The sequence below is a fragment of the Streptomyces sp. NPDC096048 genome (assembly GCF_044763415.1).
Classification (GTDB): domain Bacteria; phylum Actinomycetota; class Actinomycetes; order Streptomycetales; family Streptomycetaceae; genus Streptomyces.
Window position 1 is genome coordinate 814,878 of the sequence record NZ_JBIWGG010000001.1, and the last position, 24,479, is coordinate 839,356.

Genomic DNA, 24,479 nt, shown 5'->3' on the forward strand with positions numbered 1-24,479 from the left:
CCCGTAGAAATAGGGGGACCGTCAGCCGTTCGCGAGTGCCCGGACGCGGTCCAGGGCCCCGTTGAACTTGTTGTGGTCCCCGACCGTCGGCCCGGACGAGGTGTACTGCCACATCGTGTAGAAGCCCCAGCCGGCCGGCAGCGTGCCCACCGTCGAGGCGTACCGGGCGATCCACAGCGGGTTGTTGGCCGCGAAGCCGCCGTAGTTGCCGGTGCACTGGGTCCACCAGCTGGTGGCCGTGTAGATCACGGCGTCGCGGCCGGTGCGCGCCTTGTAGGTGTTCAGGAAGTCGCGGATCCAGGAGACCATCTGGCTCTGCGTCTTGCCGTAGCAGGTCGCCCCGTACGGGTTCCACTCGATGTCCAGCGCGCCCGGCAGGGTCTTGCCGTCGCGGGACCAGCCGCCGCCGTGGTCGACGAAGTAGTTGGCCTGGGCGGCGCCGCTCGTCGTGTCCGGGGTGGCGAAGTGGTAGGCGCCGCGGATCATGCCGACGTTGTACGAGCCGTTGTACTGCTGGGCGAAGTAGGGGTTGGTGTAGTACGTCCCCTCGGTTGCCTTGACGTAGGCCCACTTGACCCCGCTGTTCCACAGGGTCGACCAGGCGACGTTGCCCTGGTGGCCGGAGACGTCGACGCCCTCCGTCTGGGTGGCGTCGCCCGGGACGGGGGTGCCGTGCCGCCCGTCGTGCTCGACGACGCCCATACCCATGTGGGCGGAGCCGCGCGGTGGGATGTCGGCGGCCGACGACGCGTGGGCGGGGAGGGTGGCTACCAGGGAGAACGCGGCGAGCAGGATCCCGGTGACGGCGAAGCGCCGCTTGCGGGCCGAGCCGGATCTGTGCACGGGCATGACGTGCCTCCGATGGTTCGGTGGTGCTCGGTGGGGGATGCGCGAGTGGGGAGAACCCGTGAGTGGCGTGAGCATGCCATTCGCGGGTCCGGTGAAGACGCTACGCACGTAGAACGAGGGGTGGGAAGAGGGTCCGGAGTCTGCCGTTGGTCTAAGCCTGCGAAATACTTGCCGAGCTGCGGTGATGACGGCCCGTGGCGGAAACTTTCAGGACCGGGAAAATCGAGGCAGGGGCTGACGTGCACGAAGGCGGGAACGGCGGCGGTCGCGGAGTCGAATTCGACGCGTCCGGCAGTGGTGTGAACCAACCGGAGTTCCTGGCGCTGGAGCGGGAGTTGACGGTCCTGCTCCGGCGTGCACGGGCCAACCAGGGCGAGATGGCCCGCGAGGTTCACCCCGACCTGGAGTCGTCGGCGTACGGCCTTCTCGTGCGGCTCGGCGAGTGCGGCGGACAGCGCGCCACGGAGCTCGCCGCCTACATCGGCGTCGGCAAGGCGACGATGTCCCGCCAGCTGCGCGCCCTGGAGGACCTCGGCCTCGTCGCCCGTGAACCCGACCCCGCCGACGGCCGCGCCTGGCTGGTCACCCTGACCCCGGAGGGCCAGACGCGCGTCAGCCGGGTGCGGGAGGCACGCCGCGCACGGTACGCCGGCCGGCTCGCCGACTGGGACCCGCGCGAGGTCACGGAACTCGCCCGGCTGCTGCGGCAACTGAACCGGGGGATGGAGAGGTAGGACAGCGGCTCACGGCGTTCAGGGTTCCGCGTACGCCGGTGTCAGGGCTCCCTGTGCGGCGGCGTTCAGGGTTCCGCGTACACCGGTGTCAGGGCTCCCTGTGCAGCGGCGTTCAGAGTTCCGCGTACACCACCGTCGCGTCGTCGTGCACCTTGGCGCGCCCCAGGAACGCCCGGGCACCCGCGGCGTCCGCCCGCTCCAACTCCCGCACCCGGTCCACCAGCGCCTGCGCGCCCTGCTTGCGCACCAGCGCGAGGCAGTCCGTCCAGTCGCCCTCCCGGAACGTCTCCACCCACCGCGCCGCCCCGTCCGTCAGCGCTGCCAGCGTCCGCACCTCGCCGCGCGGCAGCACGCCCGTCACCGCCCGAGCCGCCACCGCCGGGTCGGCCGCGGCCGTGAAGAAGCCGCCCTCCTTGTTGCGGAGGTCGGCGTCGATCATCGCGTCCGTGGCCAGGGCCGACCGGGGCAGCCGGGCCAGCCGGTCGTCCAGGACCGCCGCGACCGTGCCGTCGGGGGCCTCCACCAGCAGGGCCGAGTCCGACAGGACCAGGTACTCGACGGCGGTGGGGGACCAGCGGGCCAGGACCACGGTTGCCTGTGGGGTTCGTGGGTGAGAAAGGTCACAGGTTTCCGCGTGTGCCGCCGAGGTACGAGCGAGGGCGCGGGACAAGGCTTCGGCGAGGGGGATATCCGGCAGTGAAACGGTCAGTTCGGTCAGAGCGCCACCGAGGCGCGCGGTGAACCAGGGCACGGAATGCAGACACCCCGTCGCACCCCGCGGCGGTGTCACGCCGTCCAGTACGACGAGCGAACCACCCTGTCCCGAGGCCGGTAGTCCGACACTCGCGAAGTCCTCGTTGGGGTGGTCGGTGAGGCCGGGTTCCGAGACGAGTTCCGTGCGCATCCAGCCAGTCTGCACGACCTCTTCACGGCATCCACAAAAGGCCGGCAGGTGCCTCGGGATCGACGCAGGGGCGCAGGTCAGGCGCCGGTTTTGGGCTGGAATTCGGCACTCCGGCAACGCGTGGCGGCACATAGTGCCACCGCCCGTCGCAGACGTCCAACCGACGCGCCGCGCAGGCGCGTCGCACGAGCCGGGGGAACTTGCTCCCCAACTCCCGTCCGGGGTTCACTCCTTCGGGTGGCGGGTCGGATGATGCGCGCCCACCGCCCACTGGCACTGGGAGGGTCGGGATCCGGTGGGGTGCCTGCCCCGCTCACGCGGTCTCCCCGTCCGACGCGCGGTCGGCGGCCGAGGAGCAGTCCAGAGCGTGGCGGAGGGTGCACGCGCCGACCGGCCAGTTGACGGAGCGCCACCCGGGCCCACGGGTACACGAGTCAGGAATGCGAGCACCGGTGCAGAAGACGCGGCCTCGTCGCACAGGCAAGCAGACGGCCCCCGCGGGGAGCGCGGAGCGCAGCCCCGGCACCTCCATCCCGGAGCCGCCCCAGGTCCCCGTCGGCAAGGGCCGTCCGACCCACGTACGCAACCGCCTCATCGCCGCCGTGGCGGTCGTGGCCGCCGCCATCGCCGGGGCCGGAGCCCCGTCGGTCGTGGCCGCCTCCGGGCAACTGCACGACTCCCAGGAACTGGTGACGCTCGCCGAGCAGACCCAGGGCGCGCTGACCCTCGCCCACTCCCTCGCCGACGAGCGGGACGAGGTCACCCCTTACATCGCCGCCGGCCGCCCCGAGTCCAAGGCGCCCTCCGAGCAGCGCAGCGCCCGCGTCGACCGTCAGGTGGAGGAACTGCGCGCCGACACCGACACGCCGGCCTCCCTGCGCGAGGACCTCGACGCCGTCGCGGCACTGCGCCGCGCGGCGCTCACCGGCAAGAGCACCGCTCTCCAGGCGCACGAGGCGTACTCGGAGGCGATCACCGAACTCCACGCCCTCGCCGAGGAGCTGGCCGAGCGGATGCCGCCCCGCGCGGGCGCCGGCGCCTACGCCCTGGCGGAACTGGACACCGCCGTCCAGCAGGCCGCCGCCACCCGCGGTCTGCTGCTCGCGGCCCTGAACGTGCCGAGCAGCACCGAGACGGTCATCGACCCGGTCACGGGCCTGCCGACCGAGACGACCACGTCCTCGGACGCCGACGCCAAGCAGCGCGACGAACTCGCCGCCGCCGCCCAGCAGGCCCGAGTGCGCTCGGACGCCGCCCTCGCCGACTTCCGCGAGGGCGCGCCCAAGGAGGCGCGCGGCAGCTTCGACGCCACGGTCGCGGGTCCCGAGGTCAACTCCGCCGACAAGTACCTCGCCGGTCTCACGGACGAGCCGACGCTCTCCGACGACGACCTCGGCACCAGCACCAAGAGGCTGGACGCCGCGCTGTCCGCCCGCGTCGACGCCATGCGGGGCGCCGAGTCCGCCCTCTACGAGAAGCGCACCACGGCTCTGGAGAAGCTGCGCGACGACGACGTCACCGCGCTGGAGATCCGGATCGCCGCCCTCGGCGCCCTGATCCTGCTGGCCGTCGGCGTCGCCACCGCCATGGCCCGCACCCTCACCCGCCCGCTCTCGGTGCTGCGCCGCGGCTCGGCCCGGCTCGCCGGAGCGGAGGACCCGACGGCCGAGGAGCCCGTCGCCTTCACCGGCCGCAACGACGAGTTCGCCCAGGTCGTCCGCTCCGTCAACGCCCTGCACACGCACGCCGCCACGCTCGCCGACCGCGTCAACACGCTGGAGGCCGACCGTAAGCACCTCGTCGGCCAGCGGCAGAAGATGGCCGACGCCCGCGAGGAACTGCGCGCCGAACTCGCCGAGTCCGCCGCCCAGCTGGAGGTCGTGCGCAAGAGCATCGGCTCCACCTTCGTCAACCTCGCGCTGCGCACCCTCGGCCTGGTCGAGCGGCAACTCGCGGTCATCGAGAGCCTGGAGGAGCGGGAGCAGGACCCGGACCGCCTCTCCACGCTCTTCAAGCTCGACCACTTCGCCACGGTCATGCGCCGGCACAGCGAGAACCTCCTCGTCCTCGCCGGTACCGAGCACGTCCAGCACAGCGCCGGACCGGTACCGCTGGTCGACGTGGTCCGGGCCGCGGTCAGCGAGATCGAGCGGTACGAGCGCGTCCGTATCGCCGCGCTGCCGCCGCACGCGCACGTGGCCGGGTTCGCCGCCGACGACCTCTCCCACCTGCTCGCGGAGCTGATGGAGAACGCCACCTCCTTCTCGCCGCCGGACCTGCCCGTCGAGATCTCCGGCTGGCTGCTGGAGAACGGTGAGGTGATGCTCTCCGTCCAGGACGAGGGCATCGGCATGGCCACCGAGCGGCTCCAGCGGCTCAACGCCCGCCTCACCGACTTCGACCCGGAGGCGCCCTACGACCAGGAGGGCGAGGACGGTCTCGGGCTCGGCCTGTACGTCGTGGCCCGGCTCGCCCACCGGCACGGGGCGCGCGTGCGGCTGCGCGAGCAGAAGCAGGGCGGTGTCGCGGCCGTCGTGGTCCTCCCGAGCACCCTGCTCGCGGCGGCCCCGCCGGCCGCACTCGCCCCGACCGTTCCGATGTCCGACGGCACGGGCTCCTTCTCCCTGCCGGGCGCCGACGCGGAGGCCAACTCCAACGTCCTGCACGGCCGCGCGGAGAAGGGCACGCGAGAGGGCGCCGACCCGCTGGTCGCCTCGGCGGAACAGGCCGTACGGCGCGCTGAGGCCGACGCGGCGGGGCGCGAGGAGACGGCTCCGCAAGAGGCTCTGGAGACCACCCCGGCTCCGGCCCCGGCACCGGCCCCGGCTCCGGAGGCGGAGGCGGAGACGGAGCAGGCACGGGAAGACAGCCTGGCCTCGGGCTCGGGCTCGGGCTCGGGCTCGGGCTCGGACCCGGAGTCCGTCCCGGACCCGGAGGGCGCCCAGTCGTCCCTCCCGGGCCGCGACCTCCCCGACGACAGCACGATGGCCCTCCTGCTGCCGGTCCGGACCCCGGCGCCGGAGGAGTCCACGCCGGAGCCGGCCCCGCAGGAGCCCACCGCGCCCGGACTCCCCGGACAGCGCACCGCCGGCCCCTACGCCATCGGCCCCGACACCCACGACCGCACCCCGGACGAGGGCACCGCGCGGGCCGAGGAATCCGGTACCACCGCAACCACCGAGACCACCGGGACCACTGAGACGACCGGGCCGGCCGAGACCGCCGAGCCCGTCACCGAAAAGGGCCTGCCCAAGCGGACCCCGAAGCTCAGCACACCCGCGGCGGCCTCACGGCCGCGCACGGCGGGTTCCGTCGACGCCGACGCACTCCGCCGCCGCCTGGGGGGATTCCGCCGGGGGGCGGAGGCCGGCCGCCGCGACGTCGAGGCGGAGATCGCCGACCGGACCGCTCGGACCGAGGCGCCGACCGGCGCAGCAGGGACAACCGAAGAAGCCACGGGGGGCACTGTCGAGGAGGCAAGTAGTTGACCGCGCCCAGTACCTTCGGACTCAGCAGTGAAGCCCGCAATCTGCACTGGCTGCTGACCAACCTGGTCGATGAGGTGCCCGGCATCCTCTCGGTCGCGGTGGTCTCCTCCGACGGCCTCCTGCTGCTCTCCTCCGACCAGGACCGCAACGACGCGGCTCGCGACGCCCAGGCCGTGCGCCGTACCGGCCCGCGTGGTTCCGCCGCCGATCTCGCCACCGTCGTCTCCGGCGTCGGCAGCCTCACCATCGGCGCCGCCCGGCTGATGGACTTCGGCAACGTGAAGCACACGATGGTCGCCATGGACGAGGGCAGCCTGTTCGTGATGTCGATCAGCGACGGCTCGCTGCTCGGCGTGCACGGCTCCGCGGACGCCGACATGAGCGTCATCGCGTACCACATGGCGCTCTTCGTCGGCCGCGCCGGCCATGTCCTGACCCCCGAACTCCGCAGCGAGCTGCGGAAATCCCTGGAGACCGAGTCGACCTCGACGGGGAGTACCCGATGAGCAGCAGCCCCAGGAAATCCCCGAAGAACCTCCCCGTACGCGGTGCCGACCGCAAGCCCGCCCGCGTACGCCCCTACTCGCTCACCGGCGGCCGCACCCGCTTCGGCCACGTCCTGCTCGTCGAGACGTTCGTCGGCGCCACGGCCGGCACCGCCGCGCTGGAAGCCGCCGAGGAGCGCAAGGAACTGACGAACGGCTCCCTCACCTCCCGCGTGATGCCGGAGATGCGGGCCATCGTCGAACTGTGCCGCCGTATGCGTACGGTGGCCGAGATCGCCGCGTTGCTGAAGATGCCGCTCGGCGTGGTCCGCGTGCTCCTCAGCGACCTGGCGGACCAGGGAAAGATCCGTGTGTACGGCACCGGAACCGGCCACGGCACAGGCCGCCCGGACCGCGCTCTGCTCGAAAGGGTGCTCAGTGGACTCCGTCGTCTCTGACGCCGCCGCCTACGGCGTCTCCCCACTCGTCGACCCCGACGAGCCCATGCAGCCCTGGCAGACGGACGGCACCCGTGCGCCCATAGCCACGAAGATCGTGGTGGCGGGTGGTTTCGGTGTCGGCAAGACCACGCTGGTCACCGCCGTCTCGGAGATCACGCCTCTGCAGACCGAGGCGCTGATGACCGAGGCGAGCGAGGAGACCGACGATCTCACCGCCACCCCGGGCAAGCTCACCACCACCGTGGCCATGGACTTCGGCCGCATCACGCTCGACGACGATCTGGTGCTCTACCTGTTCGGCACGCCGGGCCAGCAGCGGTTCTGGTTCATGTGGGACGACCTGGTGCGCGGCGCGATCGGCGCCGTCGTGCTGGCCGACACCCGCCGTCTGAAGGACTGTTTCCCGGCCCTGGACTACTTCGAGAGCTGCGGACTGCCGTACGTCGTCGCCGTGAACCACTTCGACGGCAGTGAGCTGTTCGAGGCGGAGGACGTGCGGGAGGCGTTGACGATCCCCGCGCACATACCTGTAATGATCATGGATGCGCGCCGCCGGATCTCGGCCATCGAGACCCTCTTGTCCCTCGTGGGCCACGCGCTCGACGAAACCCCCGAGTAGGAGACGGAACACCGCATGCGGAAGATACTCGTCGTCGGAGCCGGCCAGTCCGGCCTCCAGCTCGCCCTCGGCCTCCAGTCGCACGGCTACGAGGTCACCCTGATGTCCAACCGGACCGCGGACGAGATCCGCACCGGCCGGGTGATGTCGACGCAGTGCATGTTCCACACGGCACTCCAGCACGAGCGCGATCTCCAGCTGAACTTCTGGGAGTCCCAGGCCCCGAAGATCGAGGGACTCGGCGTCTCGGTGGCGGCCCCCGGCTCCTTCGACCCGGGCCCCTCGCAGCGCGCGATCGACTGGCTGGGGCGCCTCGACGGCATCGCGCAGTCGGTCGACCAGCGGGTGAAGATGGCCGGCTGGATGGAGACCTTCGCGCAGCGCGGCGGCCAACTGGTCATCCACGGCGCGGCCGTCGGCGATCTGGACTACTTCTCCCGCGCCTACGACCTCGTGCTCGTCTCGGCGGGCAAGGGCGAGCTGGTCCAGATGTTCGGCCGCGACGCCTCCCGCTCCCCGTACAGCGAGCCGCAGCGCGCCCTCGCCGTCGCCTACGTCCACGGGATGGGCCCGCGCCCGGAGCACCCGGAGACGGAGGCCGTCCGCTGCAACCTGGTCCCGGGCGTCGGCGAGATGTTCATCATGCCGACCTTCACCACCTCGGGCCGTGCCGACATCCTGTTCTGGGAGGGCATACCCGGCGGCCCGCTGGACGCCTTCAAGGACGTCAAGGACCCGGCGGAGCACCTCTCCCTGACCCTGGAACTCATGGAGAGGTTCCTCCCCTGGGAGTACGCGCGGGCCACCAAGGTCGAACTGACCGACGCCGGCGGCACCCTCGCCGGCCGTTACGCCCCCACCGTCCGCCACCCCATCGGCCGCCTGCCCGGCGGCGGCCTGGTCCTCGGCGTGGCCGACGTGGTCGTCGCCAACGACCCGATCACCGGCCAGGGCTCCAACTCCGCCTCCAAGTGCGCCGCCTCCTACCTCGCCTCCATCCTGGAGCGGGGGGAGGAGGAGTTCGACGAGGCCTGGATGCAGCAGACCTTCGACCGCTACTGGGAGACGGCCCAGCACGTCACCAAGTGGACGAACGCCATGCTCGCCCCGCCGCCGGAGCACATCCTGAACCTGATCGGCGCCGCCGGCCAGCTCCAGCCCGTCGCCGACCGCTTCGCCAACGGCTTCAACGACCCGGCCGACTTCGAGAACTTCTTCTACGACCCGGCGAAGACCGAGGGCTACCTGATGGAGGTCTCGGGCGCGGCCGGCGCGTAGGCGTCCGCGTACCCCGCGTCGGACCCGTCCGTCGCCCCCTCGGGGAGCTTCGGTGGCGTGTACCGCCGCAGAGGCTCCCCGCCGGGGTCGGGCCGTACGGCGCCCAGGACCGGGTTGGCCGTGATCGGTGACACCTTGACCTCGGCGCCGGGGCGCGGTGCCTGGACGACCATTCCGTCGCCGAGGTACATCGCCACATGGGTGGCCTCGGGGAAGTACACGACCAGGTCACCGGGGCGCAGCTCGCCCAGCGGGACGTGGTCCAGCCGCGCCCACTGCTCCTGGCTGGTCCGCGGGATCGGCGTCCCGGCCCGGCCCCAGGCCACCGAGGTCAGGCCCGAGCAGTCGTACGACGCGGGGCCCTCCGCGCCCCACTCGTACGGCTTCCCGAGCTGCTCCACCGCGAAGCGCACCGCGCGGTCGCCCTCGGCGGAGGGCTTGCCGTCGTCGCCGAGCGCCCCGGAGGCCATGAACCGCTCCTGCTCCTCGGCGATCCCGCTCGTCTCGAACTCCGCCAGCGCGGCCAGCTCTTCGGGGGTGAGCGAGGCGAGGAGTTCCTCGACGGCGTGCAGCCGGTCGCGGACGTCGTCGCGCTCCTCCTCCTGCCGCTTCGCGAGGGCGACCTGCTCGTCCAGGGCCTTGCGCGCCCGCCCCGCCAGCTCGTCGGCCTTCTTCTCGACGCCGGTCAGGCGGCCCACCGTATCGGCCCGCTCCCGGGCCAGCCGCCCGATCACGTGCCCCTGGTCGAGGGCGTGCCGCGGGTCGCGGGCCAGCAGCAGCCGCAGATAGGGGGAGAGGTCGCCGCTGTTCCGGTACTGCTGCCGGGCCAGTCGTCCCGCCGCGCCGCGGCTGTCGTGCAGGGACAGCCGGGTCCGGGCCAGTTCGGCGTCCAGCCGTCGCACCTCGGCCCGCTGCTCCTTCAGCCGCTCCTCGGTGCCGTTGTAGGTCTCGGTGGCCTTCTCCGCCTCCCGGTACAGCCGCTGAAGATCCGTCAGCAGCTCGGCCACGGAGCGTTCGCCGCCGGCGTCGGGCTCGGGTTCGGCCGCGGCGGGTACGGGCGACAGGACGATCCCGGCCGCCACCGCCGCCGTACACACCAGACGCAGAAGCCTTCCTGACACGCCATCACCTCCCGGGCGGGGCGGCGGGTCCGCTCCGCACGGTGAGCATGTGACGTGTTCCGGGGCTCCGCGCGCCGAGTGTGCGCGGTTCGGCGCAACGGGGTCACCCGTGGGCGTCGTCCGGCTTGCCACCCGGCGTGGCGTCTGGATCGGGGGCGGGCCCGGGGTCCGGCCTGGACCAGGGCCACTTCCGCCCGCTGCCCTTGCGGCCCTCGGCGTCGTGGACGTACTTCCAGCGGGCGAACCGCAGCCCGCCCCGGGCGTCGCCCCGGGGCACCCTCCGGTACACGAGCACGGTGGGCGGGCCGCCGTCCGGGCCCGGTACGGGGATGCGGTACGTCTTCGGCGGGTGCCCGGTCATGCCGACCAGCACGGGCAGCACCCGCCCGTCCATCGGGCCGCCCTCGAAGGGGGTGTCTTCGCTCTTCACGGCACCAGTGTCAGCGATCCGGGCACCGGTGTCAGATCTCCCGGCACCGTTGTCGGGCGCCCCCGCACCGGTGTCAGACGTCCACCGCCAGCGCCTCGACCAGCGTCGCGGTCTGCGGGTCACGGCGGGCGGTGACGGTCAGCACGGCGAGGAACTGATCGACGAGCCAGTCCCGCAGCTCGTCGACGGGCGGCTGCTTGTCCTCGTCCAGCCAGATCAGCGAGGCCGCCTCGACCGCGGTGATCCACATCCGGACGGTCATCCGCAGCCGCGGGCCGGGCCCGGCGACGTCCAGGTGGCTCATGATGTGCTCGGCGGCGGCCCGGCGCACGCCGTCCACGATGGAGGAGGTCCGGGAGGTCTCCGCCACGCTGCCGCCGCGCAGCAGGGCGCTGAAGCCGGTGTCGTGCTGGTCGACGAAGGTGAGGTAGCGGTCCAGGGCGCGGGAGAGCCGGGCCAGCAGCGGGCCCTCGCGGGGCTCGTCGAAGCACAGCCGCAGCTCGTCGGCGGCCGACCTGAGCGCGGCCTCGTACAGCTGCTGCTTGCCGCCGGGGAAGTACCGGTACACCAGCGGCCGCGAGACCCCGGCCTGCTCCGCCACGTCGTCCAGGGAGACCTCCTCCGGCGGCCGGTTGGCGAAGAGGGCGAGCGCCGCGTCGAGCAACTGGACGCGGCGCTCCTCGACACTGAGCCGGCGGTAGGCGGGGGTGGGGGCCTGCGGGGTCATGAACCGCAGCGTAACCCGCACACCCCCGCGGCCTCCTACGCGAGCGGACCGGACCGTCCCGTCTACGCCAGCAGCCCCGATGACCTCCACAGTTTCCGGCCGACGCCCCGCAGCACGCCGATGTCGTCCAGGAAGTCGGTGAGGCGCTTCGCGCCGGTCTGCATGATCTCCTTGCGGTGGCCGCTGGCCTTCACCTGGGCCAGGGCCTCGCGCCTGTCCAGGCCGACGTTCGTGTACACCTCGGGGTTGATGAAGGCGATGGAGAAGACGCGGGCGAACTCGCCGGAGGTGATCCGGGTGAACTCCTGCGACCACTTCGGGGCCGTCACCATCTGGCGGCGCAGCTCCTCGCGGGCGTAGCGCACGTGGCGGGCCTCCTCCACGACGTGGATGCGCGTGACCCCCCGGATCAGCGGCTGGACCCGCTCGTCGGGGAAGGTCAGCCGCTGCATCCAGTCCAGGACCTCCTCGCCGAGCAGCGTGGCGGTGAAGGAGCCGGGCGTGGTGGAGATCGTCTTGAACAGGCGCCCCAGGTGCTGGTGGACCGGGCTCACCGGGTACCACGGCGTCTCCCCGCGGGATATCAGCCGGGCGAACATCTTCGAGTGCCGGCACTCGTCCTCGATCTCGGTCAGCGCGTAGCGCACGTGCGCGCTCGTGGCGGCCTTGTCGTAGATGTGCCGCACCAGCAGCTGCATGAGGATCAGCTCGAACCAGATGCCGAGCGAGGCGAGCGCCGCGGCCTCGTGCTGGGAGAGGGCGATGCGCTGCTCCTCGCTCATCCGCTTCCACAGCGGGGTGTCGTACAGCGACACCAGCTCCGGCGGCCAGAACCACTTGCCGTCCTCGAAGGGCGCGTCCCAGTCCAGCTCCTTGTCCGGGTCGAAGGAGTGCTTGGCGGAAGAGTCGAGCAGCCGTTCGGCCACCTGCTCCCGGTCCTTGAGCAGGCCGAGCGCGTCGCGCAGGCCCTCGAGCGCGTCGGCTTCCGTCAGGGTCGTCATGGCTGTCCCACCTCGTCGTACGGTTCGGGTTACCCGCGGTCACTCACTCACTTCGTCTTATGAGACTGCGTGTCAGCAAGCTCGTCAATCCCCTGCGCACGACTTGTTGACCGTGAGTAAAGAAGTGGGAGGCGCTCAGGTCCCCGGACCGAGCGGCCCGGCCCCTCCGGCACCTCGCCCGTCACCGGCACCGCCGTCCCCGCCGGGCACGACGTCCGCGGCGTGAACGCGTACGGCGTCGGCCGCGTCGGCGGTCGCGTTCACCGGGTCGAGCGTTGCCCGGCGTCGAGCGCGTCCTTGGTGCCCCCGGCTCAGGACTTGAGCACCGCCTCCATCACCGCCCGTGCGATCGGCGCCGCCAGCCCGCCCCCGCTGATGTCCTCGCGGTCCGCCGCCGAGCCCTCCACCACCACCGCGACCGCGACCTTCGGCTCCAGGTCGCCGTCACCCTGAGCCCACGAGACGAACCACGCGTACGGCGTCCCCGAGTTGCCGACGCCGTGCTGGGCCGTGCCGGTCTTGCCGCCGACGGTGGCGCCGCGGATCGCGGCGTTCGCACCGGTGCCCTTCTCCACCACGCCGGTCATCAGCTCCTTGAGCCGCGCCGCCGTCGAGGGGCGCATCGCCTCCCGGGTGGGCCGCGCGCCGGCGGTCGCCACCAGGCTGCCGCCCGCCCGCATCGTCCGTTCCACCAGGTACGGCGAGCGCACCTGGCCGCCGTTGGCCACCGCCGCCGCGACCATCGCCATCTGGAGCGGAGTCGCCCGCGTGTTGTACTGCCCGATCGACGACAGCCCCAGCTGCGCCCGGTCCACCGAGGCGTCGAAGGTGCTCCGCGAGACGGCGAAGGGGATGCGCAGTCCGTCGTCGTTGAAGCCGAAGGCCTCCGCGGTGGCCGCCATGTCCCGCACGCCCACGTCCACGCCGAGCTTGGCGAACACTGTGTTGCAGGACCACTCGAACGCCTCCCGCAGCGAGGCGTCCCGGCAGCCGTCGGCCTCGTTCGTCAGCCGGGTACGTGTCCCGGGGAGCGTGTACGGGTCGGGGGAGCGGGTCGGCGCGTCGAGGTCCCGGATCACGCCCGCGTCCAGCGCCGCCGCCGCGGTGAGCACCTTGAAGGTGGAACCCGGTGGGTAGGTCCGGCGCACCGCCCGGTTCAGCATCGGCTTGTCGGGGTCGCCGTTCAGCCGGTCCCAGGTCCGGGTGGCGTCCGCGCTGTTCCCGGAGAGCAGCTGGGGGTCGTACGACGGCGTGGAGGCCAGCGCCAGGATCCGGCCGGTCGACGGTTCGATCGCCGCCACCGCCCCCTTGCGCCGGCCCAGCCCCTCGAACGCCGCCCGCTGCGCGGCCCCGTCGATCGTCGTCACGACGTCGCCGCCCGGATTGTGGACCCCGGTGACGTCGTTCCAGAGGGGGAGCGGCGCGAGCATCGGGTCGGTGCCGGACAGCAGGCCGTCCTCGGCGTGCTCCAGCAGGGTCGTCCCGTACGCCTGCGAGGCGAAGCCGGTGATCGGCGCGTACAACGGACCTTCCTGGTAGGTCCGTTCGAAGCGCAGGTGTTCGCCGGTGTCCCGGGAGCCGGTGACCGGCTCGCCGCCGACCAGGATGTCGCCGCGCGGCTGCTGGTAGCGGGCGATGTCCGGGCGGCGGTTGGCCGGGTTGTCGTCGTACTCCGGGGCCTGGACGATCTGCACCCGGGCGGCGTTCACCAGCAGGGCGACCAGCAGCAGGGCGCAGAAGGCGGCGGCGTGCCGGATGTGCCGGGTCACCGGAGCTGCTCGGCTCTCACGGCGCCACCCGCCCGTCGGCCCGGCCGGCCTGGCTGCGGGCCGCGTGGCTCACCCGGATCAGCAGCGCGACGATGGCCCAGTTGGTGACGACCGAGGAGCCGCCCTGGGCCAGGAAGGGCATCGCCATGCCGGTCAGCGGAATCAGGCCGGTCACCCCGCCCGCGATGACGAACACCTGGAGCGCCACGATCGAGGAGAGGCCGACCGCGAGCAGCCGGCCGAAGGGATCGCGCGCGGCGAGGCCCGCCCGGTAGCCGCGCTCCACCAGCAGCGCGTACAGCAGGAAGATCGCGGTCAGGCCGAGGAAGCCCAGCTCCTCGCCCGCGGTCGCCAGGATGAAGTCGGACTTGACGGCGAATCCGATCAGGACCGAGTGGCCGAGGCCCAGGCCCGTCCCGGTCACCCCGCCCGCGGCGAAGGCGAACAGCGACTGGGCCAGCTGGTTGGGTCCCCGGCCCGCCTCGATCGACGCGAAGGGGTGCAGCCAGTCCTCCACCCTGCTGTGCACGTGCGGCTCCAGCCAGCCCACGGCGACCGCGCCCAGCGAGGCCAGCAGCAGGCCGACGGCGATCCAGCCGGTGCGGCCGGTGGCGACGTAGAGGAGGACCACGAACAGGCCGAAGAACAGCAGCGAGGTGCCGAGGTCGCGCTCCAGGACCAGGACGCCGACGCTGACCAGCCACACCGCCACGATCGGGCCGAGGACGCGGCCGGTGGGCAGCTGGAGCCGCCACAGGCGGCGGCCCGCGTACGCCAGTGCGCCGCGATTGGCGGCCAGGTAGGCGGCGAAGAACACCGCGAGCAGCACCTTGGCGAACTCGCCGGGCTGGATGGAGAAGCCCTCGACCCGGATCCAGATGCGGGCGCCGTTCACGGCCGGGAAGAAGATCGGCACGGTGAGCAGGGCGAGCGCGGCGGCGACGCAGACGTACGCGTAGCGCTGGAGCACGCGGTGGTCGCGCAGGAGCAGGACGACCACGATGAACAGTCCGACGCCCAGCGTCGACCACACCAGCTGGGTGGGGGCGGCCCGGTCGCCCGGCGTCTCCAGGTCGAGCCGGTAGATCAGCACCAGGCCGAGGCCGTTGAGCAGCACCCCGATGGGCAGCAGGAGTGGGTCGGCCCAGGGGGCGCGCAGCCGTACCGCCAGATGGGCGAGGAGCGCGAGCACCCCGAGCCCGGCGCCGTAACCGGCGGCGCCGGGCGGGAGGGTGCCGTGCTGGGCGAGGCCGACGTTGCAGTAGCCGAACACCGACAGCAGGACGGCCATGAGGATCAGCGTGAGTTCGACGCCACGGCGCCGGGGGAGACGGGGGACGGGAGCGGGCGCGTCCGCCTGTGCCACGGTGATTCCGGTTCCGGTTCCGGCCTTGGTCATGTCCGGAACTTACCTAAATGGTGTGGTGTGTGAGTCGTCCGCATCAGCACCAGCGCGGCGCGGGGCCGATGTTGTCGATGTAGCGGGCCGCGCCCCAGGCCCAGGTGCCGTCCGTGAGGAGGTACCAGAGGGGATTGCCCTTGACCTTGTCGCCGGGGGTCTTGCAGTAGATGCGGACGGTCTCGCCCCGGTGGGCGTACCGGATGACCTCTCCGCCGCGCGTCGGCGACGTGCGCAGGGGCAGCCGGTCGGCGGTGACGACGCCCCGGTAGCTGCCCTGCTCCTGGCGGCCGTCGTGCCCGCCGCCCCACGCGTCGCCGCCGTTGCCTCCGGAGGCGGTGGCGCTGCCGGAACCGGAGTTCCCGCCGCCCCACTCGTCGTTCGCGACGGCGGGCGTGACGGCGACGGCGGTGGCGAGCGCGCCGGCGGCGACGGCGGTGGCGAGGCCGCGCAGGAGTGGCGAGCGCGGGGAGTGTGCGGACAGCAGGGACATGGGAGTTCCTCCCGGGAGCGAACGGGTCTTCAGGTGACTGATCGCCACATTAGGAGCGCCCGGCACGCACCGCCCGCCGCACTGAGCCATCGGGGCACCGGCCTGCCGTCCGGGACCGGTCAGGGCTGCTGAGGCAGGGTCAGGGTCGCCAGCGCCCCGCCGTCCGGCGGATTGGTGAACTCCAGCCGCGCGCCGAGCACCTCCGCCTGCCCCAGGGCGATCGTCAGCCCGAGGCCGTGCCCCTTCGTCCCGCCCTCGGTGCGGAACCGCTGCGGCCCGTGGGCGAGAAGGTACTCCGGATAGCCGTCCCCGTGGTCCCGTACGGTGATCACCGGCCCGTCCACGGTCAGCACCACCGGTGCCCGCCCGTGCCGGTGCGCGTTCGCGACCAGGTTCCCGAGCACCCGCTCCAGTCGCCGCCGGTCGGTCTCCACCCGCGCGTCCCGTACGAGGTCGACACGCGTGTCGGTGCCGGAGCCCCGGACGACCCGCCCGGCCAGCGCGCCGAGCGCCTCCGGATCCACCTCCAGCCGCTCCCGCCCGCTCTCCAGCCGGGAGATCTCCAGCAGGTCCTCGGTGAGCGTGCGCAGGGCGGCCACCCGGTCCCGCACCAGCTCGGTCGGCCGGCCCGGCGGCAGCAGCTCCGCCGCCGCGTGCAGGCCGGTGAGCGGAGTGCGCAGCTCGTGCGCCACGTCCGCGGTGAACCGCTGCTCCGCGAGCAGCTTGCCCTGCAACGACGACGCCATGGAGTCCAGCGCGGCGGCGACCGAGGCCACCTCGTCCTGCGGGCGCGTCGGATCCTGCGCACGGGCATCGCCGACCCGCGCGTCGAGGTCGCCCGCGCTGATCCGCCGCGCCACACGCGCCGTCGCGTGCAGCCGCCGCGTCACCCGTGTCACCGCGAACGCGCCCACCAGCAGCGTCGCCCCGATCGCCAGCGCCGAGGACCACACGATCGCGCCGTCCAGGCCGTCGATGGTGCGCTCCCCCTGGGAGTGGTCGACCCGCACCGCGAGCGCCCGGCCGCCGTCGGCGGGGCCCGCCGCCCACATCGTGGGGCGCCCGTCGTGGTCGGCGACCATGGTGCCGCGCCGGCCCGAGACGGCCAGGTCCCGCAGCCGCTCCGGCAGCCCCGGCGGATCGACGCCGGCGCCCCGCCGCAGCGGGTCCCCGGCCTGGTACGCCTCCGTCGCCTCCCCCAGCCGGGACAGGGCGACGTCGCGGGCCTGGCCCACGGTCTGGTTGGTGACCGAGACGTGCACCAGGACGCCGAGCAGCGCGGCGAGCGCGCAGCACATCACGGTGATGAAGACGGCGGCCCGCACCGCGAGCGGGCCGGTCCACCGGGGGAGGGCGAGTCTCACCGGGCGCTCGCCGACGGGGACGCGGACCGGGACGCCGACGGGAGCGTGGACGGTGACAGGGATTCGGACGGCGACGGGGAGGCGGACGGACGTTTCGTGTGCTTTCCGCCGTCGTCCGTGCGCAGCATCTCGTCGCTGGTGAGGAGCATGGCCCGCTGGTCGGAGTCCCACGTCCACTGGAGCCGGTACTCGTAGCCGGCGACCTCCGAAGGCGACCGGACGATCACCGTCCGCCCGGCCAGCTCGACCGCGCTCACCGCGTCGTCGTAGGACATGACCCGCACCAGCCGGTCCTTGTCGACCGTGTAGACACGGACGGCGGTCAGCTTCTCGGGCAGCAGCCGGAAGCCCAGGGTCATCTCGGGGCGCCCGTCGCCGGTCAGGTCGCGGTAGTACGGCCTGAGCACCGGGCACCGGTCGCGCTCACCGTCCGAGCGGTCCGGGCCGCAGTCCGCCATCCGGCGGGCCGTCTCGCGGTACGGAGCCCTGTCGCCCTCGTAGTCGTCCGGGTGCGCGGTGATCTCGGCCCGTACGGCGGCCACCGGGTCGGCCTCGCGGATGTCGCCGTCGGGTACGGCGACGCCTTTGACGACCTCGTTGTCCACCTCGCCGATGTCGTAGGCCGGACTCGACGCCGGCGTCAGGTCGGGCCAGAGCCGGGCCGGGCTGTGGGCGGCGGGTGTCGCGCCCGCGCTCCGCAGCCCGCCCGCGTCGCCGCAGGCGGTCAGCGTTCCGGCCGCCGCCGTCGCCAGGAGCAGCGCGAGGGCGGCGGGGACGCGGACGGGGTGCCCGCGGCGGCTCGGGAGCACTGCACTCCTGGGGGTCGGTCATCAGGTGATCGGCATCGGTGATCCGGTACACCTTATTCGGACGGAAGTCCATTTTGTGCGTGCGGAGGCGTGCCGGGCTACTCGGCGAGCTCCTCCAGCAGCCGCGCGGTGACCAGGCCGGTCCGCAGGTACTCCACGAACAGGTCGTTGTGCAGCGCCCACGGCGAGCGCCGGGACCGGATCAGCCGGACCGCCTCCTCGGCGGTGCCGCCCCGGCGCATCAACGTGTGGGCGACGACGAGACCGGAGCGGTTGTACCCGTGGTAACAGCGGACGAGGACCTTCCGGCCCTCGTCCAGCGCCTCGCCCGCGGCCTCCGCCAGCCGGATCACCCCCGCGAGCTGCGTCCCGTCGAGGGGGCCGTCGGGGATCGGCCACACATGGTGCTCGACGCCTTCGTCCGGCCCGTGTCCGGGCAGTCGCAGCAGGGTCTGCACCAGATCGAACTCGTCCCGGACGACGGCGGACTCCCGCCTGCCGACCGGCCCCTGGAACTCGTGCCCGCCCATCCACAGGCCCGGCACGATCTCGTCCCACGGCCTGCCCGGAGCCGGGACGTCCGGTCCCTTCCCACGGGTACGCAACGGTGCCTCCCCAACCCGCCCGAGGGCCTGCCCAACTCCTCCCCAAGGTAGCCGGGTTCTTGCCCCCGCAGCACCCCGCCTGTTCCCATGGTCGTGGGGTGATGGTGCATGGACGGACTGCGCGTCATACCGACCTGGCGGCACGGTCAGGAGCGGCTGTACGTCTGCCTCCCGGACGGCGGGAACGTCGCCTGGTACGACCGTGAGGCGGCCCGGGTCAACCTGCTGAGCGACGACCGCGAGGACGAGGTCCTCGAAGCGCTGGGTCCCTTCCTCACCGGCCCGGTCACGGTCGGCCCGCCCCCGGTCCCGACCCCCGCCGAGCTGGCCCGGCTCTCCCTCCACCCGGACGACGACCTCGCCCCCAACCGGCCCGGCGAGGCGCTCCTGGTCGACCTGGAACGCGATCCCGGCCCGGCGCACCGGCTGCGGCCCGACCCGCGGCGCCGGGCGCTGGCGGCCGAGCAGGCGACGGGGGCGGCCCTCGACCGCCTCGACGGCGCCGGCTGGCACACCCTGCACTCCGTCCCGCTGCCCGGCGGCGACCGCGTCCACCACCTGCTGATCGGCCCCGGCGGTCTCTTCGCCCTCCACGTGCTGCCCGCCCGCAGGCAGCGGGCCCACATCACCGACCCCCTGGTCGCGCTGGGCCGCCGCGAGCCGTTTCCCCTGCTGCGCCGGGTCCGCGCCGACGCCGGCCGGGCCTCCTACGCCCTGACGGCCGAGGTGCACCCCGTCCTCGTCCTCGTCGACCCGGCGAACGTGACCGTCACCGCCCCGCCCCGCTCGGTCCGCGTGCTCACGGACGCGGAGCTGCCGGACCTGGCCCGCCTGGGCGGGATGCTGAAACCGGCGGACGTGGAAGCCCTGCACTCCATGGCCCGCGACCGCGCCACCTGGACGCGCGTCTAGGGGGTGCCGTCCGGATCAGGGCAGAGCTGCCGTCCGCCGCCGCTCGAACAGCGGCGCCAGCAGGTCGCCGTGGTCCCGCACCCGCCGACCGACGTCCTCCGCCCGGAAGACGAACTGCTCCGCCCGCCGGCACCCGGCCACCTCGTCCCACGTCACCGGCGTGGAGACCGCCGGTACGGACCGGGCCCGCATCGTGTACGGGGCGGCCGTGGTCTTGCGGGCCGCGTTCTGGCTCCAGTCGACGAACACCTTCCCCGGCCGCAGGCTGCGCGTCATCCGGTGCACCACCAGCCGCGGCAGGGCCCGCTCGGCCTCCATCGCCAGCGTCTTCGCGTACGCCGACACCCGCTCCGACGACGACCCCCGCACCCCCGCCAGCAGATGGAGCCCCTTCGCCCCGGACGTCTTGGCGTACGCCTCGATCCCGTCAGCCGCCAGCCGCTCCCGCAGCCACAGGGCGACCTCGCAGCAGTGCACGACGGTCGCGGGCGGCCCGGGGTCCAGGTCGAACACCAGCCGGTCGGCCTCGTCGGGGTCGCCCGCCGTCCACTGGTGCGTGTGGAACTCGGTCACCAGGTTCGCCGCCCACATCAGGGACGCCAGGTCCTGCACCAGCACCATCCGCGCCGGGCCCTCCGACCGGGGCACCTCGGCCGTGGTGACCCAGTCGGGCGTACCCGGCGGCACGTTCTTGGTGAAGAACACCTGGCCGTCCGGACCGTCCGGATACCGCAGGAAGGACACCGGCCGGTCCCGCAGGTGCGGCAGCAGCACCTCCGCGGTCGTCGCGTAGTAGTGCAGCAGCTCGCCCTTGGTGAGGCCGGTCGCGGGATACAGCACCTTGTCCAGGTTGCTGAGGGCGACCCGTCGCCCCTCCACCTCTGTGATAGGCGCCATACCATGAGAATCTCACGAAACACTGACAAACCGCCCGACGGTCATCCGGCAGTCGACCGACAGGAAGGGTGCTGCACGTGCGATCCATCTGGAACGGCGCCATCTCCTTCGGCCTGGTCAGCATCCCCATCAAGCTGGTGAACGCGACCGAGAACCACTCGGTCTCCTTCCGCCAGATCCACACGGAGGACGGCGGCCGCATCCGCTACCGCAAGGTCTGCGAGCTGGAGGACCGCGAGGTCGGCCAGGACGAGATCGGCAAGGCCTACGAGGACGCCGACGGCTCGATGATCCCGATCACCGACGAGGACCTGTCCCACCTGCCGATCCCGACCGCACGGACGATCGAGATCGTGGCCTTCGTGCCCGAGGAGCGCATCGACCCGCTCCAGATGGGTTCCGCGTACTACCTCGCGGCGAGCGGCGCGCCCGCCGCCAAGCCGTACACGCTGCTGCGCGAGGCGCTCAAGCGCAGCAACCGGGTCGCCATCGCCAAGTTCGCCCTGCGCGGCCGTGAGCGCCTCGGCATGCTCCGGGTCGTCGGCGACGCCATCGCGATGCACGGCCTGCTGTGGCCGGACGAGGTGCGCGCCCCCGAGGGCGTCGCCCCGGACGCCGGTGTCACCGTCCGCGACCAGGAGCTGGACCTCGCGGACGCCCTGATGGACACGCTCGGCGAGATCGACCTGGACGACCTGCACGACGAGTACCGCGAGGCGCTGGAGGAGGTCATCGCCGCGAAGGCCGCCGGCGAGACGCCCCCGGAGACCCGTGAGGAGGCCGCGCCCGGGAAGGTGCTGGACCTGATGGCCGCGCTGGAGAGCAGCGTGCGGGCGGCGCGGGAGTCCCGGGGCGGGGAAGGCGCCGGGCCGGCCGAGGAGGCCGAGGTCAGAACCCTGCCGCAGCGCAGCACGTCGTCCCGGCGGACCCCCAAGGAGACCGGCGGCAAGAAGTCGACCTCGACGGCCGCGAAGCAGACGGCGGCGAAGAAGACGGAGGCGAAGAAGTCGACGGCCTCCGCCGCCGGGAAGTCGACGGCCAAGTCGACGGCCAAGTCGACGGCCAAGACGACGGCGAAGTCCGCGGGGACCGCGAAGAAGACGGCGGCCAAGAGCACTGCCAAGAAGACGACCGGCAAGAGCGAGCCCGCCAGGAGCACCGCCAGGAGCACCACCAAGAGCACCGCCAAGAAGACGCCACCGCGGAAGCGCAGCGCCTGACGCCACCCGGCACGAGCGGAGAGCGGCGCCGCTCGGTGTTCGCGGTCGCGTGTGGGGAGGGGGCGCGCTCAGCCCGCCCGCGTGGGCGCGGAGTCCGGCGGGTGCGCGCCGAACGGGTCCTTCAGTTGACGGTCCAGGAGGAGGACGCCCGGGGAACGGCGGACGGGGTGGGTTCGAAGACCGCGGGGCTCGCGTCGCCCGAGGCCGTCGGTGCGAGAGAGGCGGCGGTGGGCAGGACGGGGCTCTCCAGGAGGGGGCTCTCCTCCAGGTGCTGCCCGATCGTCTCGGCCGGTCCGCCGCCCGGGGTGCCGGTGCCGGTGGACAGCTGCGACCACGCCGTCAGGGCGAGGGCGACCGCGGCGGCCGTGCCGATCACCCGGCCGACCCGCCGGACCCGGGCACGGCCGTCCAGCGCACGCCAGGCCGGGCCGGTCCATGGATCCTCCGGGTGCCACAGGTCGCCGACCACGCCGGACGGCCGGCCCGCGAGTGTGTCCGCGTCCGTGTGCGTGTCCGTGCCGTCCGGGGGTCCGGGGCGCCAACCGGGCGCCCGGTCCCGCGCGGCGGGTTCCCTGAGGGCACAGGCGCGGATGGCGCGCTCGTCGTCCTCCAGGAACTGCCGCCAGACGTGCTCCGGCACGGACGGCGTACCGCCGGGCTGCTCCGGCTGCTCCGGCTGATCCGGCTGTTCAGGTGTCGCGCCGCTGCCCGGCCCGGAAGCGGTCATGATCCCGCTCTTCCTCTCTTCGTCGCCCCGTACGGCGGCTGGTCCTGCCGCCCTCCTCCGCCCGCCACCGATCCCCGGGGCCCGGTGTTCACGGCTGGCGGTCTCCGTCGGCCGCGACCAGCCGAACGAACGGGATGGCCCGTCCGGCCTCACGGAACGACGCCTCGCCGCCGTCCACCGCCAATCCCATGAACGCGCAAAGACGCCGGGCCGTTCCCGGGTGCCGCCGGGCGTACTCCGCCATGATCCCGGCGCCCTCCTCGGCGGGCAGGAAGTGGGCGGTGACGGCGTGGTGACGGTTGCCGAACTGGATGACCGTCTTGGGCTGCTGACGGAGGTTCCGGTACCAGTCCGCCTTCGGGCCGAAGCCGGAGGCGATGGTCCAACTGGGCTCACAGGGTGCGGCGGAGTCGTAGGAGACCACTTCGAGCACGACCCGGCGATCACGGCCGCTGTTCCGGCCGGTGTGGTGCAGCAGAAGCAGCCGCTTGCCGAAAAGGGGGCCGAGTCCCCCGCGGAAGAGGAGGATCGGCAGCCGTGCGGCGATGCGCCGCAGGCCGGTGGGCGGCCGGGGCCGGCGGGGTGTCGGGTCCGTGCGTGTCATTTACCACCCTCCTGGTTCGGGACTTGGCCTCCACCTTTGCACAGGGAAAAGATGGACGGGCGGTGGCCGCTCTCCTTCCGCCCCGTCCCGGTCGCCGGACGGCCGGGACGGCGGCCGGGCCTTCCGCCTTTCGATCAGGTGAGTGAGCAGGGACTTCGACGCGGTAGAAAGGACACATGCCGGAGCGTGAGATGCCCGTCGGGGGCCTGGACGATGTCGACGCGGTCACCAGGGCCGTGCTGGCCGCGTCGCGACTGCTGGTGGCCGTCTCCGCGCGGTCGCTCGCCGAGGTGGAGGAAAGGGTGACGCTGCCCCAGTTCCGGATGCTGATGGTGCTCTCCACCAGAGGCGCGACCAAGCTCGTCGCGCTCGCCGACCACCTCCAGGTCGCCCCGTCGACGGCGATGCGCATGGTCGACCGGCTGATCTCGGCCGGGCTCGCCGACCGGCAGACCAACCCCGACAACCGGCGCGAAACCCTGCTCCGGCTCACCGACGAGGGCCGGAGCACCGTCGCGAACGTCAGCGCCCGGCGCCGCGCCGAGGTCGCCGCGATCGTCGAACGGCTCGCGCCGGGCCAGCGGGCGGCGCTGATCGAGGCGCTCACCGCCTTCAGCGAGGCGGGCGGCGAACCCCTCGCTCCGGCGCCGGACGACCCTCAGCCGCATCCGCTCGGCTGGGCCGCGGACGTCACCGCGACCCGGGACGCCTGACGCGTTCGGCGGTCACGGGGCCGCCGGCGAGGGGGTGGGCGTCGGGGAGGCCGTGTTCACGTTCAGGTCGGGCCGCGGCTTGAGCACCAGCACCCGCTCGCCCGGCTGCGGCGGGGGCGGGGTGACCTTCTCCCTCGGCAGCTTCGCCGGGCCGGTCTGCTGGAAGGTGACCTGGTCGTACTCGACGAGCCCGGTCTTCTCCAACACCGTGATGTGGTCCAGGACGGTGTCGTTGGCCAGGTCGGCCAGCTGGCGCACCAGCGTGTTCTTCGTGGTGGCCCGGATCTTGGCGATCGCCGGGAAGATCTGGCCGTGGGTCACCCGCATGATGTTGACCGCCGACGAGTCGAACTCCTTGCCGCTCTTGGCGTCCACCGTCGCCACGAAGTCCTCCTGTTGCGGGGAGGCCCGGTTGGGCAGCGTGATGCCCAGCTCCGGGGAGATCTCGCGGCACATCGCGTCGAGCCCGGCGTGGCCGACGACCAGGTGCTCGCCGGCCGTCTTCATCGCCTTCGACGTACCGCGCTCCATCACGATCTCGCCCAGCGGGTACTCCCACAGCCCGGCGGCCCGGACCTTGACCACGAAGTCGCGGTCGGCCTCGGTGAGCGGCCCGAACCTGGTGCTCGCGATGACCCGGTCCTGGTTGCCGTCGGCCTTGTCCAGACCGAGCATGGCCGGGAAGGCCAGCGCGGTGAGGGTCAGGGTCATCGCACCGAACAGGACGACGACTCCGATCCTGCTGCGGGACAGGCGCATGATGCCTCCAGGGGCGACGCGAGCGACTCGCGCTCGACTGACTCGGCGTCTCGACACGTACTCGACGTCTCGACACGTACTCGATATCTCGGCACGTACGCGACGTCTCGA

General features: G+C 72.9%; 25 protein-coding genes. 9 read left to right on the plus strand and 16 right to left on the minus strand.

Features of this window, described 5'->3' with window-relative positions; genetic code table 11:
- Positions 1-21 precede the first annotated feature (21 nt).
- A complete protein-coding gene (locus ACIQ6R_RS03890) occupies positions 22-849 on the minus strand; it encodes a lysozyme (protein ID WP_404170308.1) in 828 nt (275 codons plus the stop codon).
- A gap of 239 nt (positions 850-1,088) precedes the next feature.
- On the opposite strand from ACIQ6R_RS03890, the gene ACIQ6R_RS03895 reads away from it, so the two are divergent.
- Positions 1,089-1,583, plus strand: coding sequence for a MarR family winged helix-turn-helix transcriptional regulator (locus ACIQ6R_RS03895; protein ID WP_404170310.1), 495 nt, complete (start codon positions 1,089-1,091; stop codon positions 1,581-1,583).
- Between the two features lie 112 nt (positions 1,584-1,695).
- Here ACIQ6R_RS03895 and ACIQ6R_RS03900 read toward each other — a convergent pair whose 3' ends face one another.
- Positions 1,696-2,487: a protein phosphatase 2C domain-containing protein gene (locus ACIQ6R_RS03900; protein ID WP_404218510.1), complete on the minus strand. Its 792-nt coding sequence runs from the start codon at positions 2,485-2,487 to the stop codon at positions 1,696-1,698.
- A 440-nt stretch (positions 2,488-2,927) separates the two neighbouring features.
- Between ACIQ6R_RS03900 and ACIQ6R_RS03905 the strand changes: the two genes are divergently transcribed.
- The 5 genes from ACIQ6R_RS03905 to ACIQ6R_RS03925 are packed head-to-tail and all read left to right on the plus strand — an operon-like array spanning position 2,928 to position 8,818.
- The gene (locus tag ACIQ6R_RS03905; RefSeq protein WP_404218512.1) at positions 2,928-5,975 is read left to right on the plus strand and encodes a nitrate- and nitrite sensing domain-containing protein; all 3,048 of its coding nucleotides are present in this window, start codon (positions 2,928-2,930) and stop codon (positions 5,973-5,975) included.
- Positions 5,972-6,481, plus strand: coding sequence for a roadblock/LC7 domain-containing protein (locus ACIQ6R_RS03910; protein WP_404170318.1), 510 nt, complete (start codon positions 5,972-5,974; stop codon positions 6,479-6,481). The genes ACIQ6R_RS03905 and ACIQ6R_RS03910 overlap by 4 nt, the downstream gene beginning before the upstream one ends.
- Complete coding sequence (locus ACIQ6R_RS03915; protein WP_375910784.1) at positions 6,478-6,918, plus strand: DUF742 domain-containing protein; 441 nt, start codon at positions 6,478-6,480, stop codon at positions 6,916-6,918. The genes ACIQ6R_RS03910 and ACIQ6R_RS03915 overlap by 4 nt, the downstream gene beginning before the upstream one ends.
- Positions 6,899-7,540 carry a GTP-binding protein gene (locus tag ACIQ6R_RS03920; RefSeq protein WP_404170321.1) on the plus strand — a complete coding sequence of 214 codons (642 nt, stop codon included), beginning with the start codon at positions 6,899-6,901 and terminating at the stop codon, positions 7,538-7,540. The genes ACIQ6R_RS03915 and ACIQ6R_RS03920 overlap by 20 nt, the downstream gene beginning before the upstream one ends.
- Positions 7,541-7,555: 15 nt before the next feature.
- The gene (locus ACIQ6R_RS03925; protein ID WP_404170324.1) at positions 7,556-8,818 is read left to right on the plus strand and encodes a styrene monooxygenase/indole monooxygenase family protein; all 1,263 of its coding nucleotides are present in this window, start codon (positions 7,556-7,558) and stop codon (positions 8,816-8,818) included.
- Here ACIQ6R_RS03925 and ACIQ6R_RS03930 read toward each other — a convergent pair.
- The 10 genes from ACIQ6R_RS03930 to ACIQ6R_RS03975 all read right to left on the minus strand — a co-directional run bounded on the left by ACIQ6R_RS03930 (position 8,782) and on the right by ACIQ6R_RS03975 (position 18,536).
- A complete protein-coding gene (locus tag ACIQ6R_RS03930) occupies positions 8,782-9,939 on the minus strand; it encodes an NlpC/P60 family protein (protein WP_404218515.1) in 1,158 nt (385 codons plus the stop codon). The two genes, ACIQ6R_RS03925 and ACIQ6R_RS03930, sit on opposite strands and share 37 nt — an antisense overlap.
- A 103-nt stretch (positions 9,940-10,042) precedes the next feature.
- Positions 10,043-10,369: a hypothetical protein gene (locus ACIQ6R_RS03935; RefSeq protein ID WP_404218518.1), complete on the minus strand. Its 327-nt coding sequence runs from the start codon at positions 10,367-10,369 to the stop codon at positions 10,043-10,045.
- Between the two features lie 73 nt (positions 10,370-10,442).
- Entirely contained in the window at positions 10,443-11,096 is a 654-nt protein-coding gene (locus tag ACIQ6R_RS03940) for a TetR/AcrR family transcriptional regulator (protein WP_404218520.1), read from the minus strand.
- A 62-nt stretch (positions 11,097-11,158) separates the two neighbouring features.
- Positions 11,159-12,097: a diiron oxygenase gene (locus tag ACIQ6R_RS03945; protein WP_404170336.1), complete on the minus strand. Its 939-nt coding sequence runs from the start codon at positions 12,095-12,097 to the stop codon at positions 11,159-11,161.
- Positions 12,098-12,408: 311 nt separating this feature from the next.
- The gene (locus ACIQ6R_RS03950) at positions 12,409-13,866 is read right to left on the minus strand and encodes a penicillin-binding transpeptidase domain-containing protein (RefSeq protein ID WP_404218522.1); all 1,458 of its coding nucleotides are present in this window, start codon (positions 13,864-13,866) and stop codon (positions 12,409-12,411) included.
- A gap of 16 nt (positions 13,867-13,882) precedes the next feature.
- Entirely contained in the window at positions 13,883-15,265 is a 1,383-nt protein-coding gene (locus tag ACIQ6R_RS03955; RefSeq protein ID WP_404170342.1) for an FtsW/RodA/SpoVE family cell cycle protein, read from the minus strand.
- Between the two features lie 43 nt (positions 15,266-15,308).
- Positions 15,309-15,758 (minus strand): SH3 domain-containing protein, encoded by a 450-nt coding sequence (locus ACIQ6R_RS03960; RefSeq protein ID WP_404170344.1) that lies wholly within the window; start codon positions 15,756-15,758, stop codon positions 15,309-15,311.
- A gap of 119 nt (positions 15,759-15,877) precedes the next feature.
- A complete protein-coding gene (locus ACIQ6R_RS03965) occupies positions 15,878-17,122 on the minus strand; it encodes an ATP-binding protein (protein WP_404218524.1) in 1,245 nt (414 codons plus the stop codon).
- Positions 17,119-17,931, minus strand: coding sequence for a hypothetical protein (locus ACIQ6R_RS03970; protein ID WP_404218526.1), 813 nt, complete (start codon positions 17,929-17,931; stop codon positions 17,119-17,121). The genes ACIQ6R_RS03965 and ACIQ6R_RS03970 overlap by 4 nt, the downstream gene beginning before the upstream one ends.
- A 98-nt stretch (positions 17,932-18,029) precedes the next feature.
- Positions 18,030-18,536, minus strand: coding sequence for a dual specificity protein phosphatase family protein (locus ACIQ6R_RS03975; protein WP_404218528.1), 507 nt, complete (start codon positions 18,534-18,536; stop codon positions 18,030-18,032).
- A 108-nt stretch (positions 18,537-18,644) separates the two neighbouring features.
- Here ACIQ6R_RS03975 and ACIQ6R_RS03980 point away from each other — a divergent pair, with 108 nt between their 5' ends.
- Positions 18,645-19,448, plus strand: a complete 804-nt coding sequence (locus ACIQ6R_RS03980) for a nuclease-related domain-containing protein (protein WP_404218530.1) — start codon at positions 18,645-18,647, stop codon at positions 19,446-19,448.
- 15 nt (positions 19,449-19,463) lie between these two features.
- Here the strand turns inward: ACIQ6R_RS03980 and ligD are convergent, their stop codons facing one another.
- On the minus strand, positions 19,464-20,345 hold the full coding sequence (gene ligD, locus ACIQ6R_RS03985) for a non-homologous end-joining DNA ligase (protein ID WP_404170357.1): 882 nt from the start codon (positions 20,343-20,345) through the stop codon (positions 19,464-19,466).
- 77 nt (positions 20,346-20,422) lie between these two features.
- Between ligD and ACIQ6R_RS03990 the strand changes: the two genes are divergently transcribed.
- Positions 20,423-21,565, plus strand: coding sequence for a Ku protein (locus tag ACIQ6R_RS03990; RefSeq protein ID WP_404218532.1), 1,143 nt, complete (start codon positions 20,423-20,425; stop codon positions 21,563-21,565).
- Positions 21,566-21,686: 121 nt separating this feature from the next.
- On the opposite strand, the gene ACIQ6R_RS03995 is transcribed toward ACIQ6R_RS03990, so the two are convergent.
- Positions 21,687-22,292 (minus strand): hypothetical protein, encoded by a 606-nt coding sequence (locus ACIQ6R_RS03995; RefSeq protein ID WP_404218534.1) that lies wholly within the window; start codon positions 22,290-22,292, stop codon positions 21,687-21,689.
- A gap of 88 nt (positions 22,293-22,380) precedes the next feature.
- Positions 22,381-22,896, minus strand: a complete 516-nt coding sequence (locus ACIQ6R_RS04000; RefSeq protein ID WP_404170366.1) for a nitroreductase family deazaflavin-dependent oxidoreductase — start codon at positions 22,894-22,896, stop codon at positions 22,381-22,383.
- Positions 22,897-23,072: 176 nt separating this feature from the next.
- Here ACIQ6R_RS04000 and ACIQ6R_RS04005 point away from each other — a divergent pair, with 176 nt between their 5' ends.
- Positions 23,073-23,609, plus strand: a complete 537-nt coding sequence (locus ACIQ6R_RS04005) for a MarR family winged helix-turn-helix transcriptional regulator (RefSeq protein WP_404170369.1) — start codon at positions 23,073-23,075, stop codon at positions 23,607-23,609.
- A gap of 12 nt (positions 23,610-23,621) precedes the next feature.
- Here ACIQ6R_RS04005 and ACIQ6R_RS04010 read toward each other — a convergent pair whose 3' ends face one another.
- On the minus strand, positions 23,622-24,368 hold the full coding sequence (locus ACIQ6R_RS04010) for a DUF4142 domain-containing protein (protein ID WP_375910728.1): 747 nt from the start codon (positions 24,366-24,368) through the stop codon (positions 23,622-23,624).
- Positions 24,369-24,479: the final 111 nt, after the last annotated feature.

Excerpts from the sequence above, each read along its gene's own strand:
- ACIQ6R_RS03890 (WP_404170308.1), bottom strand. The coding sequence starts at position 849 with ATGCCCGTGCACAGATCCGGCTCGGCCCGCAAGCGGCGCTTCGCCGTC.
- ACIQ6R_RS03900 (WP_404218510.1), bottom strand. The coding sequence starts at position 2,487 with ATGCGCACGGAACTCGTCTCGGAACCCGGCCTCACCGACCACCCCAAC.
- ACIQ6R_RS03905 (WP_404218512.1), top strand. The coding sequence starts at position 2,928 with ATGCGAGCACCGGTGCAGAAGACGCGGCCTCGTCGCACAGGCAAGCAG.
- ACIQ6R_RS03915 (WP_375910784.1), top strand. The coding sequence starts at position 6,478 with ATGAGCAGCAGCCCCAGGAAATCCCCGAAGAACCTCCCCGTACGCGGT.
- ACIQ6R_RS03925 (WP_404170324.1), top strand. The coding sequence starts at position 7,556 with ATGCGGAAGATACTCGTCGTCGGAGCCGGCCAGTCCGGCCTCCAGCTC.
- ACIQ6R_RS03940 (WP_404218520.1), bottom strand. The coding sequence starts at position 11,096 with ATGACCCCGCAGGCCCCCACCCCCGCCTACCGCCGGCTCAGTGTCGAG.
- ACIQ6R_RS03945 (WP_404170336.1), bottom strand. The coding sequence starts at position 12,097 with ATGACGACCCTGACGGAAGCCGACGCGCTCGAGGGCCTGCGCGACGCG.
- ACIQ6R_RS03955 (WP_404170342.1), bottom strand. The coding sequence starts at position 15,265 with ATGACCAAGGCCGGAACCGGAACCGGAATCACCGTGGCACAGGCGGAC.
- ACIQ6R_RS03960 (WP_404170344.1), bottom strand. The coding sequence starts at position 15,758 with ATGTCCCTGCTGTCCGCACACTCCCCGCGCTCGCCACTCCTGCGCGGC.
- ACIQ6R_RS03980 (WP_404218530.1), top strand. The coding sequence starts at position 18,645 with ATGGACGGACTGCGCGTCATACCGACCTGGCGGCACGGTCAGGAGCGG.
- ligD (WP_404170357.1), bottom strand. The coding sequence starts at position 20,345 with ATGGCGCCTATCACAGAGGTGGAGGGGCGACGGGTCGCCCTCAGCAAC.
- ACIQ6R_RS03995 (WP_404218534.1), bottom strand. The coding sequence starts at position 22,292 with ATGACCGCTTCCGGGCCGGGCAGCGGCGCGACACCTGAACAGCCGGAT.
- ACIQ6R_RS04000 (WP_404170366.1), bottom strand. The coding sequence starts at position 22,896 with ATGACACGCACGGACCCGACACCCCGCCGGCCCCGGCCGCCCACCGGC.
- ACIQ6R_RS04005 (WP_404170369.1), top strand. The coding sequence starts at position 23,073 with ATGCCGGAGCGTGAGATGCCCGTCGGGGGCCTGGACGATGTCGACGCG.
- ACIQ6R_RS04010 (WP_375910728.1), bottom strand. The coding sequence starts at position 24,368 with ATGCGCCTGTCCCGCAGCAGGATCGGAGTCGTCGTCCTGTTCGGTGCG.